Genomic DNA, 13,645 nt, shown 5'->3' with positions numbered 1-13,645 from the left:
GCGGGCACGCGCGAAGGGCCGGGCAGGGCGGCGCGGGGCGTCCCCGCCGCGGCCCGCAGCGCGTCGCCGAGCCGGTACCCGGCCATGATCGTCGCGGCGAGGGCGTCCGGCACCTCGGAGGTGAGCGGCAGCAGGTACGGCTGGGCGCGCACCAGGTGCGGAGCCGTGCGCCGCAGCAGCACCCCGCGCTCGGCCGCGCTCTCCATCGCCACCCCGACCTGGCCCTTCGCCAGATACCGCAGGCCGCCGTGGATCATCTTGGAGCTCCACCGCGAGGTGCCGAACGCGATGTCGTGGGCGTCGATCGCGGCGACCGTCAGGCCCCGTGAGGCGGCGTCCAGCGCCACGCCCGCCCCGGTGGCGCCCAGCCCCACCACCAGCAGGTCCACCAGCTTCCCCCGGACCCGCTCCAGATCGCGGGCGCGGCGGGCGGCGTTCAGGGAGGACCCCGGCGCCGGGCCGGGGGAGAGGCTCATACCGGACCGCCGGCGGGGACGGGCCGCGGGGCGCGCGGGGAGGATTTCACGGGGCGGGGACCTCCAGTGAGCCGGTCGGCGGGGACACCACAGCCGGGCGTGACAAAGTGTAGGACGTGGAAACCCCCGACACCGCGGCCGAATCCATGCTCTGGTCCGGCTGGGGCGACCCGGCCAAGGCGGCCGACCTGCCCCAGCCCGTGCGCAAGCTGCTGCGCGAGCTGCTCGGCGTACGCGAGCCCGCCCGCCCGGCCGCGAGCTTCGGCGAGGTCAGGCTGGGCCCCGTCGCCCTGTCGCCGCTGATCCTCGCCGAGCTGCGCAGGGCCGTCGGCGCCGACCACGTCCGGTTCGACGACGACGCGCGCATCCGTCACACCCGCGGCAAGTCGACCCTCGACCTGCTGCGCATGCGCGAGGGCGACGGCGCCGACGCCCCGGACGCCGTGCTGCTGCCCGGCACCCACCAAGAGGTGCTCGACGTGCTGCGACTGTGCGCCGAGCACCGCGTCGCGGTCGTCCCGTTCGGGGGCGGCACCTCGGTCGTCGGCGGGCTCGCCCCGTCCCGGCGCGGGTTCGCCGGGGTGGTCGCCCTCGACCTCGCCCGGCTCAACCGGCTGATCTCGGTGGACGAGGAGTCCATGGTCGCCGACCTCGAACCCGGGCTGCGCGCCCCGCAGGCCGAGCAGCTCCTCGCCGGGCACGGGCTGACCCTCGGGCACTTCCCCCAGTCGTACGAGTACGCAACCCTCGGCGGCTTCGCGGCGGCGCGCTCCAGCGGGCAGGCCTCGGCGGGGTACGGCCGGTTCGACGACATGGTCGTGGGCGTGACCGTGGCCACGCCGCGCGGCACGCTGGAGCTCGGACGCGCCCCCAAGTCGGCCGCCGGCCCCGACCTGCGCCAGCTCGTCCTCGGCTCGGAGGGCGCCTTCGGGGTCATCACCTCGCTGCGGCTGCGGGTGCGGCGGGCGCCGGCCGAGAAGGTGTACGAGGGCTGGCGGTTCGCCTCGTTCACGGCCGGCACGGCCGCCCTGCGCCGGGTGGCGCAGGAGGGGCCGATGCCCACGGTGCTGCGGCTGTCCGACGAGGCCGAGACCATGGTCGGCCTGGCCGAGCCGGGGGAGATCGGCGGGTTCCAGGGCGAGGCCGGCTGCCTGGCCGTCGTGGGGTACGAGGGTGACGGCGACGACGTGGCGTACCGGCGTGAGCGCACCGCCGAGACGCTGTCCGGGCTCGGCGGGGTCTACCTCGGCCCCGAGCGGGGCGAGGCGTGGGCGCGCGGCCGCTTCAGCGCGCCCTACCTGCGCGACGCGCTCCTCGCCGCCGGGGCCACCGTGGAGACCGTCGAGACGGCCTGCTTCTGGTCGGGCCTGCCCCGGCTTTACGACGCCGTCCGCCTGGTGCTCGGCGCGGCCCTCGGCACGCCCGGCGCCTCGCCGCTGGTGATGTGCCACGTGTCGCACGTGTACGGGACCGGGGCGTCGTTGTACTTCACCGTCGTGACCGCCCAGAGCGACGACCCGATCGGCCAGTGGGAGACCGCCAAGCGGGCGGTGAACGAGGCCATCGGGCTCGCGGGCGGGACGATCTCCCACCACCACGGCGTGGGCGGCGACCATCGGGCGGCCTACGCCGCCGAGATCGGCGAGCTGGGCGTGGAGATCCTGCGCGCGGTGAAGGAGCGGCTGGACCCGGCCGGCATCCTCAATCCGGGCATTCTGCTCCCCTGAAGCGCTGCGATCCGGCAAGATCGTGGAGAAGATAGGGGCATGGTCGATGTGGCGCGGGCTGCGGAGCATGGGAAGCGGGCTTCGTCCCGGGTGTCCGAGAAGGGCGCCGGCTGGGACTGCCAGGAGATCGGCGTCTTCCAGAAGCTACGCCCCAGCGACGCCAGCTTCTCCTGGCTGAGGCCCGCGGTCCTGTGGCGCTCCCGCAACGAGGTCCTCGCGCAGCTGTTCGGCGACCCGTCCAACGAGGTGCGGCGGCGCTGGGTGGCCGCGCGGCTGGCGCAGGGCGCCGACCCCGACTTCCGCATGAAGCCGCAGGTGGACGAGGAGTACAGCTTCATCGTCATCGGCGACACGGGGGAGGGGGACGCCTCGCAGTACGCCGTCGTGCCCGGCCTGCTCGAGGTCGGCCGCGACACGGCCTTCGCGGTCATCGCCAGCGACGTCATCTACCCGACCGGCTCGGGCAACGAGTACCGCGACAAGTTCTACCGTCCCTACAAGGACTATCCGGCCCCGATCTACGCCGTCCCGGGGAACCACGACTGGTACGACGGGCTCGGCGGGTTCATGCGCGTCTTCTGCGACACGCCGGCGTTGAAGGTGCGCGACCAGGGGTTCTCCCTCACCCCGGCCGGCCTGCGCGGCCTGCTGTGGAGGAAACCGGACCCGATCGACGAGACCCTGCTGGCCGAGGGCCGGGCGATGCGGTCCCGGCCGGGGCAGCAGGTCGTCCAGGCCGCGCCGTACTGGGTGATCGACCTGCCGGGGCTGCTGCTGGTCGGCATCGACACCGGCATCCGCGGGACGATCGACCGCGACCAGGGCGTGTGGCTGCGCCGGGTCTCGGCCGACCCCCGGCCGAAGATCCTGATCACCGGCAAGCCGATCTACGACCGCAACGAGTACCACCCCTGCCCGATCGAGGGCGGCGGCACGGTGGACGAGATCGTCCGTGACCCGGCCTTCGACTACGTCGCGGCCATCGGCGGGGACACGCACAACTACCAGCGGTACCCGGTCAAGGTCGGCGACCGGATCATCCAGTACATCGTCTCCGGCGGCGGAGGCGCGTTCATGCACGCCACCCACACGATCCCGCGGGTCGACGTGGGGGGCGTGGCGGAGGACGACTTCAAGTGTTACCCGCTGCGGGGTGACTCGCTGTCGTTCTACAGCAAGCTCTACTGCAACCGGCTCCACATGCCCTGGCTCTACCTCACCCCGGACGAGGGCCTGGTGCTGATGTCCGACCAGATCGGCAACAAACCTCCACGCCCGGTGGGCACGACCACGGACGCCGAGGGCACGGGTACGGCCGGGGACGGAGGCCGTGGCTCCGGGAAGCCGGTGGAGATCACGTCACGGATGAAGTGGGCGGCCAGGATCCTCGGCGGCCGGACCATGCCGTTCCGCCTGCCCGTCGGCCGCACCTTCCACCGCTACTTCTCGGAACTGTCCGACTGGGACACCCCGCCGTTCTTCAAGAGCTTCCTGCACCTGACGGTCGCCCAGGGCACCCTGACCATCAGCTGCCACGCCGCCACCGGCTGCCGCCCCCAGGAGATCCACCCGCCGGTGGAGGACGAGGTCGCCATCTCCCTCACCCGGCCCGCCCCTGAGCGCTGAGCCCGGGAGCCCGGGCTCGCCCGATCAGGGAGCGGGGGTGAAGGTGCGCCAGAGGACGGACATGGTGCGGCGGGTGGCGGTCTGGTCCCATTCGGCGTCGGGGGCCGTGAAGGTGATCTCGTACGCCGTCGTCGCGTCGACCGACACGTGGTAGGTGATGGCGTGCATGGTCACGTTGTTCAGGGAGGTGTAGGTGTACTCCCAGACGCTCGACCTGTACTTCCCGCTGCCGAACCTGGACGACTCCAGGCGGGTCTGGGCGTAGTCGGTCAGCGTCGCCGCGTCCTTGGCCTTGGTGAGCGCGGCGAGGCCGTCGTCGCCGGTGCCGGGCACCTTCTTGATCTGGATGCGGCGCCCTGAGTTCTTCGGGCCGAGGTAGGTGACCGCGCCGCCGGACGCCGTCGCCGTCCAGTCTCCGGGCACCGCGACCGTCACGCCCGCCCCGGTGCGCCTGCGGAAGCCGTCGGGGACCTCGGCCGAGGTGGACGGCTCCTCCGGGGCCATCTTCAAGGAGGGCTGCTGGGAGGACGGCACGGCGCCGGCGGTGGTCAGCGGGGGCGTGGCGACGGTCTCCCGCGGGTCGCTGGGCCACAGGAAGAACAGCAGGGCCGCGACCACGCCGACGACGCCGACCCCGGCCAGCACCAGCAGGACGGGCGAACGGCCGTCGCGGGCGTCGTCGTCCGCCGGCCCGCCGGGGGGCGGGCGGTGGGCGGGGGACGACGGGCCGTCCCCGTCCCACGGGCTCCGGCCCGGCTGCGAGCCTTCCCCGGAGGGCGACCTCTCCGCGGGCCGCGGGCCGGTGAAGGGATCGGCGGCGGAGAGGTTCTGGGCGAGTTCCTCGGCCACGTTCGACTCCGGCCACACCCGGGAGCCGGGCGTCCCGGCCACGAGCGAGTCGTGGGACGGACCGGTGGCGCCGGGGCCGCCCGGCATGGCGAACGGGTCGACCGGCCCCGGGCCCGCCGGTCCGCGCGTGCCGGTGTAGGGGCTCGCCGGCTGGGGTCCGGAGGCGCCGTTCAGGGTGCCGTGCGCGGGGGGCCGGCCGCCCGGGTCGTCGTCGAGGACGTCACGCGGCACGGCCCGCGGTCCCGAAGGCCCCCGGAGCGCGTCGTCGTTCAGGACGTCGCGCGGCACGGCCCGCGGCCCAGTGGGGCCGTGGAGCCCGTCGTACCCACCGCGCCGCGGCTCCGAGGGGTCGTCGTCCAGCGCGTCGTACCCCACGGGAGCGGGGAAGGGCGGCGCCGGCGTCGTGCCGCCCGCGTCGTCCCGCGCGGTGTCTCGCGAGCCGCTTCCCGGCGGGCTTCCGTACGAGCCGCCCGCCGCGTCGCCGTACCCGCCGAACGCCGGTCCGGTGGAGGTGCCGTAGGGGCCCGCCGCGATGCCCAGGGGGTTCCCGAAGGCGCCCGCGGGACCCGTGGTGCTGCCGTACGGCCCGCCGACGGGCCCGGTGAAGCCGCCGTACGGGCCGGACGAGCCACCGTCGGCGTTGGGGTTGATCGGCACGCGCACCGGCCCCGAGGGGGTCTCGATGATGCGCGAGGGCACCGGCCCGGTGATCGGGTCGAGCGGGGGGAGCATGCCCACCGGCGTGGCCTCCCCGCGGGCCGGCAGCGGCGTGCCCGGCTGCCTGTCGCGGGCGGGCAGGCCGACCCCGTGGGTGCGCAGCACGCGTTCGAGCAGGTCGGCGGCCTGCGCGGCCGACATGCGATCGGCGGGGTTCTTGCGCAGCAGCCCCTCGATGACCGGCAGCAGCGCCCCGGCCCGCTGCGGGCGGGTGGGGTCCTGGGTGAGCACGGCGCCGAGGACGGCCACCGCGTCGGCCCCCTCGTACGGCGGCCGGCCCTCCACGGCGGCGTACAGGGTCGCGCCGAACGACCACAGGTCGGCGGCGTGGGTGATGGGACGCCCCTGGAGCCGCTCCGGCGGGATGTAGGCGGGAGAGCCCATCATCAGCCCGGTCTGGGTGATGCTGACGTCGCCCTCGATGGCGGCGATGCCGAAGTCGGTGAGCACCACGCGGTCGGCGGTGAGCAGCACGTTCCCGGGCTTGACGTCGCGGTGCAGGACGCCGGCGGCGTGGGCGTGACGCAGCGCGTCGAGCACGCGGACGCCGATCTCGGCGGCCTGGACGACGGGCAGCGGCCCGCTCTGCCGCACGGCCTGCTCCAGGGACCAGGCGCGGACGAGCTCCATGACGATCCAGGGACGGCCGTCCTCTTCGACGACGTCGTGGACGGTCACGATGCCGGGGTGGCTGAGCCGGGCGGCGGACCTGGCCTCGCGCAGCATGCGCCGGTGGGCGACCTGCTTGCCGGCGTGGTCGAGGCCGAACGGCAGGATCAGCTCCTTGACCGCGACGTCGCGGTCGAGCAGCACGTCGTGGGCATGCCAGACCATGCCCATGCCGCCCCGCCCGACGGGCGAGAGCAGCCGGTATCGTCTGCCGACGAGCCGTCCCTGACCTTCCGGCGCCACCCCCGCGCCGCCCAGCGGAATGCTCTTACCCTCGGCCATGTGGGGCGCCCCCCCGAGCGCGCGATCGGTCGTCATACCGCGGTCCCCAATTCACGCTCGTCCGCGTCATATCCCCATTTATGGATCATGTAAAGATCAAGTGCGTCATGTTGGACTGTGATGCTGGCCACTGATATTAGGGTCAAACAAGGGTCAAAGGGAATTCGGTCTTCCGTTACACTCCGGCGAGCGCGGCCAGAGCCGCGGTGAACGCCTCGGCCGGCGGGCTGACCAGACCCGCGCCGACCTGCCCGGTTCCGGCGACGCGCCCCGCGATGCCGGTGTTGACGACCGGAAGCCGCCCCGTCCGCGCGACCAGCGCGACGTCGATGCCCGTGGGCGTGCCGCGGAAGCCGAGCCCGGGGATCTGGTACGCCGGATGCTCGGCCAGCGTGATCTCGTACATCGACCTGGTCGCCGCCACCGCGTCCGACACGTCGCCGCCCACGAAGCGGACGATCGCCGGCGCGGCGGCCATGGCGAACCCCCCGAGGCCCGAGGTCTCGGTGATGGTCGAATCGCCGATGTCAGGATTGGCGTCGTCCGGGCCGTACGTGCCCAGGTACAGCCCGTCTGGCACCCCGGCCGGCCCGGTGAACCACCTGTCGCCGAGCCCCGACACCTGGATTCCGAAATCGGTGCCGTTTCGCGCCATGGCTACGACGAGAGAGGAACCGGGAACGTCCCGCGCGGCGTCGGCGCCGGCCTTCCCCGCCGCCATTCCGGCGTTCAGGAAGAAATGGTCATTGCCGTTGATGAACCGGAGGACGGCGGCCGCCTGCGCCGGAGCGGCCTCCACGATCGCGGGGGCGAGCTCGCGCACCAGCAGCGAGGTCGCCGCCCGGTTGCGGTTGTGCAGCTCGTCGCCCATCTGCAGCGCCTGGGCGATCAGCGCCCGCAGGTCGATCGGGCCGCTGACGGCCAGGGCCGCCGCGAGCACGGGCCCGAGCACCTCGCCCATCCAGCGCAGCCGGTCGATCACCTCCGGCCCGTAGGCGCCGTACCGCAGCACCTTGCCCAGGCCCTCGTTCAGCGAGCAGTACGCCGTGCCGCCGTGCTCGCCGTCCAGGATCTCCAGCATCCACATCGACGGGCTGACCACGCCGGCCATCGGGCCCACGGTGCGGTGGTGGTGGCAGGAGTCGAGCCGCACCCGGCCCGAGGCGAGCAGCCGTCCGGCCTCCTCGGCGTCGGCGGCCAGGCCCTCGAAGACGGCGGCGCCGATCAGCGCGCCCCGCAGCGGGCCCGAGGCGCGCTCCCACTCGATGGGCGGCCCGGCGTGGAAGAACGTGCCCGGCGGCAGGTCGAGCACCTCGCGCGCCGGCCGTACGCCGACCAGTTGCGGGCGCGCCGACAGCATGCGCCCCACGGCGACCTCGTTGGCCCGCTCCCGCCGCGGGTCGGCCAGCACCCTGGCCAGGGCCTCGGCCGTGCCCGGGAGCGGCGGCCGCCAGTCGACCCCGAGCCTCGGCACGGCCTGCTGGTCGAGGGACTCGGCGAGCACGGCCGCACCCACGGTGATCACGCGCGGCTCGCCGTCGAGCAGGGAAAGCCTCAAGGCGCACTCCCGATCAGGCTCGCGGCGTGCCGGGCGGCGGCCGCGTTGGAGATGAACACCGACGCCCCGGCCGCGACCAGGGCGTCCGCCTGCCGGCGCAGGCCCTGCGGGTCGGACCCGGTGCCGACCAGGGCGGCCACCACCGCCGTGCCCCGCTCGCGGGCCTCGTGGATGGCGGGGGCGAGCCGCGCGGCCGGATCGGGGTCGGCGGCGTGACCGAGCACCACGTCGAGCAGCACGACGCCCGAGGCGCGGGCGAGCGCCTCCAGCCGTACGGTGGGGTCGATCATGGGGTGGGCGCGGCCCCGGGTGTACTCGTCGCCGCCGAAGTCGGTGAACGTGCCCTCGCCGGCGACGAGGCGCGCCTCGGCGCACAGCGTGCCGCCGGAGTACAGCCCGTGCAGTTCCGCCGAGGACGCCCGCTGGGGCACGACCCAGCAGGGCCATGAGGGCACCGGCCGGCCGAGCGCGCGCAGCGCCTTCTCGGCGGCGGCCGTCAGGTCGTCCTCGCCCGGCCCCAGCAGGGCCGTGACCACCGGCGTGGCCAGCCCCCCGACGGCCCGGCGCACGGCCTCGGCCACCTCCGGCGCGGGCGGCTTGGAGATCAGGACGATCAGCTCGGTGGCCGGATCGGCGTCCAGCGCGCCGAGCGCCGCCAGCGTGGACCGGCCGCCGACCTCGGCGGACAGGTCCCTGCCGCCCACCCCCAGCACATGGCTCACGCCCACGCCCGCGTGGTCGAGCAGGCAGGTCACCTGCTGCGCGCCGGTGCCGGAGGCCGCGACCACACCCACCGGGCCCGGCCGCAGCACGTTGGCGAACCCCAGGCCGGCCCCGGCCACCACGGCGGTGCCGCAGTCGGGGCCCATCACCAGCACGCCGCGCTCGGCCGCGCGCTCCTTGAGCAGGACCTCCTGCTCGACCGGCATGTTGTCACTGAAGACCATGACCGAGAGTCCGGCCTCGACGGCGTCCAGCGCCTCGGCGAAGGCGTGCTCGCCGGGGACCGACACCAGGGCGAGAGTAGCCTCCCACCGCCGGGCGGCGGCCCGCGTGGTGCGCGGCGGCGCCTCGGCGCCCTCGCCGCCCGCCGCGGCGGCCCTGCCCAGCGCGGCGAACTGCCGGTCGAGCTCCTCGGCGGCGTCCTTCAGGGCGATCTCCGACTCGGCGCGGATGGCGACGAGCAGGTCGGACGGCCCGGCGTCCGGCACGTCGAAACCGGCCTCGCGGGCCAGGCCCAGGTTCAGCCCGGTCGCCATGGCCACCACCGCGACGGCGACGCCGGGGCGGGAGGTCAGTGCCTGGCTGATCCGCATCAGGCTCACGGAGTCGTGGTAGAGCCCGGTGCGCACCTCCACCAGATCGGTGCTCGTGGTCAACGTCCGCTCACCGCCCTTCGCACGGTCCGCGCTCGACCGCCCGTCGGCGGCATGGGAAACGGCGTTCCGCTCATGGCGCCGCGGCGGCCTTCCCGCCCAGCGAGAGCACCGCCGACGTACCCGCCGAAAGGCCCCAGGCCAGGTCGGCGCCGGAGGTGTGGCCGAGACGGAGCAGCCGGTGGGCCGCCGGGGCGAGCGGGCGCTCACCGGCGATGGCGCGCAGCACGGCCAGCGCGTCGGAACACCCCTGCCCGCGGGCGGCGCACTGCAGCAGGGTCGAAGAGATCGGCGTCGTGCGGGCGGGCGCGTCGAACGCCACCGTCGCCGCCAGCCAGTCGGCGAGCCACACGGCCCTGCTCACGCCGGTGGCCGCGCCGAGCAGCCGCAGCGCCACCAGCAGGCCGGCCAGCATGTCGTCGCCGCTCGGCGTGAGCCCGGGGCCGAGGCCCATGAGCTGTTCGGCGGCCGTGATCGCCGTCGCCAGCGAGCCTTCGGCGCACCCCTCGGCGAGCAGCGCCCCGGCGCCGCCGGAGCCCAGGCCCGGCCGGCGGGACGACGACCGGCGGATCTCCTCCAGCTCCGGCACGACCCGCGCGAGCCGGGAGAGCGGGACGTCGCCGAGGGCGGGGGAGGGGTCCCACCAGCGGCGGACCCGCAACGTGGCGTTCCCGACCTCCACGCTCCCGTCGCCGACGGCCGCCTCGTCGCCGGCCTCCGCGCGGGGCAGCGTCCCGTTGAGGACGATCGCGTTCGGCGGGCGGGTCGCCTCGCCCGTGACCAGCGCCACGACGGAAGGCTCGACGTCGCCGCGGATCTCGACGTATATGGCCAGCGGGAACGCCGCCAGCACCCGCGCCGGCCGCCGGGGCGCCTCCAGCGCCGGGCGCAGCGCGGTGCTGGCCGCGCCGAACACCTCCGCGCGCGTCAGCGAGCGTTGTCGAGTCGGTGTGCGTGTCCCCAGAGTCAACCGGCCTCCCCGCGAGTCTCGGGGAGAACGTAGAACGGTCCCCCCACCCACCGTACGGAGAAAGCTGCCAACACTTCCGCAAAGTGTTGGCTCTTGTTGACAGACATGGTGTTCCGTCAGAATCACCGAAACGGCGTTTCACCCTGGAGCTTCAGCATGACAGCGGACCCAGCACCCCCGGCGATGCGTTTGGCCTCCACGGGCACCATCATTCACGGCGTCTCGGTGGGCGAGGTGCTCGGCGTCTCCACCCTGGCCGGGGCCCGCCTGATCGGCGGCCGCGGCGGTCTCGACCGTATCGTCCAGCGGCTCAACGTCATGGAAGTGCCCGACATCCTGGCCTGGGTGAAGCCCCACGAGCTGCTGCTCACCACCGGCTACCCGCTCCGGAACACCCCGCAGTCGCTCGGCACGCTCGTGCGCGACCTCGACGAGCGGGGCCTCGCGGCGCTCGGCATCAAGCTCGGCCGCTACGTCGACGAGCTGCCCGCCGAGATGGTGGAACAGGCCGACCGCCTCGGCTTCCCCCTCATCCTGCTCCCCAACGACGTCGGGTTCGACGACATCCTCAACCAGGTGCTCACCGACATCCTCAACCGGCAGGCCGCCATGCTGGCCAGGGCCGAGGAGGCCCACCGGGCGCTGGTGCAGATCGTGCTCGCCGGGGGAGGGCTGCGCGAGGTCGTGGCCGAGGTGGCCGGTCTCCTCGACGTCGACGTGGCCGTGGTCGACTCCACCGGGAACGTCCTGTCGGCCGCCGGCGACGTCGTCGCGCTGCGCGCCGCCCCGCCCATCTCCGGCGGCGACTACACCGTCGTCCCCGTGGTCGCGGGCGGCCACCACCACGGGCGCATCGTCGCCCACAGCCCCGCCACCGCCATGAGGGACGGCGACATCGGCATTCTGGAACGTGCCGCCACCGTCGCCGCCCTGGTGGTGACCCGTCAGGAGGCGGTGGCCGCCGTCGAGAGCAAGTACCGCGCCGACTTCCTGCGCGACCTGCTCACCGGCCGGGGCGGGCCGAGGGTCGCCGCGCGCGCCCGCGCCTTCGGCTGGGACCTCGAACGGCCCGTCGGGGTGATCGTCGCCGAGATCGATCCCGAGTGCGACGTGCCGCCCGACCGGCTGCTGTCCGCCTGGACCGCCGCCCTGCGCCGCCACGACCCGCGCGGCGCCGTCGCGGGCTTCTCCCACGAGGTCGTCGCCGTCGTCGGGTCGGAGGCCGACATGGCGCGCCTGGCCAAGGACGCCGTCGCCGCCTTCGCCGACTGCCGCCCGGCGACCTTCTCCACCGGCATGAGCAGGGTCGCCCAGGGCGCCGACTTCCTGCCGGACGCGTACGGGCAGGCCCTGAAGGCCGCCCGCGTCGGCCGCCAGCTGCACGGCTGCGGCGCCGTCGCCCACTTCGACCAGCTCGGCGTCTACCGGCTGCTGTCGCTGGTCAACGACACGGCCGAGCTGCACGCCTTCGTCCGGGAGACGCTCGGGCCGCTCGCCGCCGACGACGACGCCGAGAACGCCGACCTGCGGCGCACCCTCCAGGTGCTCCTGGAGACCAACCTCAACGTCGCCGAGACCGCCCGCCGCCTGCACTTCCACTACAACACGCTGCGCTACCGCATCGGCAAGCTCGAACGCATGCTGGGCAACTTCACCGAGGACGCCCACCTCCGCCTCAACCTGACCCTCGCCCTCCACGTGCTGCGCATGCGCGGCATCTGAAAAGGACCTCGCTCCGCTCGGGCTGTGTCTTCTCTACGCTTCCCAAAGCGGCAGCGTCGGCAACCACGGCGAGGCCGATGATTCCCGTGTGACCTCGAAGGGGCACGCGAGCAGAAGGCTTATGCCGCCGATGCTCGCGGGGTCAGGCGGACCTCGACTTCCGCGTCCAGCGCGCGCGCCAGTCGCTCGAGCACAGGCAGTGTCGGAATCGTTCCGCCCGCCTCGAACCGGGCCACCGCCGACTGGGTCATGCCGGCCTCGCGTGCCAGGTCGCTCTGACTCCAAGCGCGTGCCTCGCGCATCTGGCGCACGGTCTTGCCCAGTTCGTAGGCGATACGTGCGGCTTCGTAGGCCTCGGCCGCACCCGGCTCCGCCATCCGGCGCTCTCTGAGTTCACGCCAATCCGACTGCCCCGTCATACCGCTTCCTCCTCATCGGGCGTGTGGGCCTGCTGAATGCAACGGCGCAACGCCCGCCTGGCACGTTCGATCTCGCGCTCCTCCCGAGGCCGTGTCTTCCTGAACACTGTCAGAAGTACGATCCGCCGTTCGGGTGCGATCCAATGGGTCACGCGAGTGGCCTTGTCGTCCAGATAAAAGCGCAGCTCGCGTAGCTTGCCATCGAGTTGTCGCGTGTACGGCTCGCCCAGCAGTGGGCCTTCTGCCGCCAGCAAGTCAACATAGAAGACCACTCTCGCGAACAGCGCCGAAGGCAGACCTTCGAGCCACTCCCTCACCTCTGGTTCAAGCTCTACGGTACCCCAGCTCATAGCATTGATGCTATACGTGAGTGCTGAACGTCATCAGGCGATTGCGAAAAGTGATCTGGGCTGGGCACTCGGTGCGCGGTCAGTGTGCGGGTGGGGTGAGGTTCATCCTGGTCGCGGCGCCGTCCAGGAGGATCGACAGGCCTTGGCGGAAGCGGTCGCGTTCGGGCAGGTCGCCCACGAGGCGGGGGAACGCGGTGCGTGGATCCTCGTCGCCGAACAGCGCCTGGGTGTGCGGGAGCTCTCCGGTCGCCATCTGGGCCCGCGCGAAGCGGACGGCCGCCTCGAAGGCCTCGTCGTCCTCGCCGGCCGGCCCGTCCTGGGCGCTCTCGCGTGTGGAACGCATCTCGGCCGAGCGCAGCGCGTTGCCGTGCACGAAGTCGTCCACCATGGAGATCAGGGCGAACTTGCCGGGCGCGTCCAGGCCGGTGCCGGCGAGCGCGGCCAGTGACTGCTCGAAGTGCCGCATGGCGTTGGGGCCGGCCTGCGCGCCCTGCAGGGAGTGCAGTGCCCAGGGGTGGCGTACGAGCGCGTCCCAGGTGCGCAGCGCGATTTCGGTGAGCGCGTCGTACCAGTTCGCCGGGAACTCCTCGGCCGGGATCAGCACCTCGGCCATGATCGCGTCGTCCATCAGCGCGACCAGCTCGTCCTTCGTGCGGACGTAGTAGTAGAGCGTCATGGTGCCGGCGCCCAGTTCGGCGGCGATCCGGCGCATCGACACGGCGGCGAATCCCTCGGCGTCCGCGATCCTCAGGGCGGTCGACGCGATCTGGTCTCGGGTGAACTTCGGCCGGCGGGTGCCGGGCTCCGGCCGGGCCCAGATCAGCGGCGAGTCCTCAGCACTTGCCATTCGTACACTGTACCGTTAGCGTTGTTGGTACGCCGTACCAAAGAATCGTACGTCGTA

General features: G+C 73.6%; 11 protein-coding genes. 3 read left to right on the top strand and 8 right to left on the bottom strand.

Annotated features, from left to right (window positions below; translation table 11 throughout):
• Window positions 1-476, bottom strand: a 476-nt coding sequence (locus KIK05_RS39890; RefSeq protein ID WP_214416077.1) for an FAD-dependent oxidoreductase, incomplete at its 3' end; no start/stop codon positions are given.
• 146 nt (window positions 477-622) lie between these two features.
• Between KIK05_RS39890 and KIK05_RS39885 the strand changes: the two genes are divergently transcribed.
• Complete coding sequence (locus tag KIK05_RS39885) at window positions 623-2,203, top strand: FAD-binding oxidoreductase (RefSeq protein ID WP_214416086.1); 1,581 nt, start codon at window positions 623-625, stop codon at window positions 2,201-2,203.
• 39 nt (window positions 2,204-2,242) lie between these two features.
• Complete coding sequence (locus tag KIK05_RS39880) at window positions 2,243-3,829, top strand: metallophosphoesterase family protein (RefSeq protein ID WP_214416076.1); 1,587 nt, start codon at window positions 2,243-2,245, stop codon at window positions 3,827-3,829.
• Window positions 3,830-3,853: 24 nt separating this feature from the next.
• Here the strand turns inward: KIK05_RS39880 and KIK05_RS39875 are convergent, their stop codons facing one another.
• The 4 genes from KIK05_RS39875 to KIK05_RS39860 all read right to left on the bottom strand — a co-directional run bounded on the left by KIK05_RS39875 (window position 3,854) and on the right by KIK05_RS39860 (window position 10,250).
• The gene (locus KIK05_RS39875) at window positions 3,854-6,382 is read right to left on the bottom strand and encodes a serine/threonine-protein kinase (RefSeq protein ID WP_250564221.1); all 2,529 of its coding nucleotides are present in this window, start codon (window positions 6,380-6,382) and stop codon (window positions 3,854-3,856) included.
• Between the two features lie 139 nt (window positions 6,383-6,521).
• Entirely contained in the window at window positions 6,522-7,904 is a 1,383-nt protein-coding gene (locus KIK05_RS39870; protein ID WP_214416075.1) for a YlbE family protein, read from the bottom strand.
• A complete protein-coding gene (locus KIK05_RS39865; RefSeq protein WP_250564220.1) occupies window positions 7,901-9,283 on the bottom strand; it encodes an AllF/FdrA family protein in 1,383 nt (460 codons plus the stop codon). The genes KIK05_RS39870 and KIK05_RS39865 overlap by 4 nt, the downstream gene beginning before the upstream one ends.
• 70 nt (window positions 9,284-9,353) lie before the next feature.
• On the bottom strand, window positions 9,354-10,250 hold the full coding sequence (locus tag KIK05_RS39860; protein WP_214416074.1) for an oxamate carbamoyltransferase subunit AllH family protein: 897 nt from the start codon (window positions 10,248-10,250) through the stop codon (window positions 9,354-9,356).
• A 156-nt stretch (window positions 10,251-10,406) separates the two neighbouring features.
• Between KIK05_RS39860 and KIK05_RS39855 the strand changes: the two genes are divergently transcribed.
• Window positions 10,407-11,972 carry a PucR family transcriptional regulator gene (locus tag KIK05_RS39855; protein WP_214416073.1) on the top strand — a complete coding sequence of 522 codons (1,566 nt, stop codon included), beginning with the start codon at window positions 10,407-10,409 and terminating at the stop codon, window positions 11,970-11,972.
• A 119-nt stretch (window positions 11,973-12,091) separates the two neighbouring features.
• Here the strand turns inward: KIK05_RS39855 and KIK05_RS39850 are convergent, their stop codons facing one another.
• From KIK05_RS39850 to KIK05_RS39840, 3 genes are all read right to left on the bottom strand, one after another.
• Window positions 12,092-12,391, bottom strand: coding sequence for a helix-turn-helix domain-containing protein (locus tag KIK05_RS39850; RefSeq protein WP_214416072.1), 300 nt, complete (start codon window positions 12,389-12,391; stop codon window positions 12,092-12,094).
• Entirely contained in the window at window positions 12,388-12,741 is a 354-nt protein-coding gene (locus KIK05_RS39845) for a type II toxin-antitoxin system RelE/ParE family toxin (RefSeq protein ID WP_214416071.1), read from the bottom strand. Before KIK05_RS39845 ends, KIK05_RS39850 begins: the two co-directional genes overlap by 4 nt.
• A gap of 79 nt (window positions 12,742-12,820) precedes the next feature.
• On the bottom strand, window positions 12,821-13,588 hold the full coding sequence (locus KIK05_RS39840) for a TetR/AcrR family transcriptional regulator (protein WP_214416070.1): 768 nt from the start codon (window positions 13,586-13,588) through the stop codon (window positions 12,821-12,823).
• Between the last annotated feature and the right edge of the window lie 57 nt (window positions 13,589-13,645).

The organism is Sphaerisporangium fuscum, from assembly GCF_018531465.1.
Classification (GTDB): Bacteria; Actinomycetota; Actinomycetes; order Streptosporangiales; family Streptosporangiaceae; genus Sphaerisporangium; species Sphaerisporangium fuscum.
The sequence above is the reverse complement of the archived record's forward strand: the minus strand, read 5'-3'. Positions and strand labels throughout refer to the sequence as shown.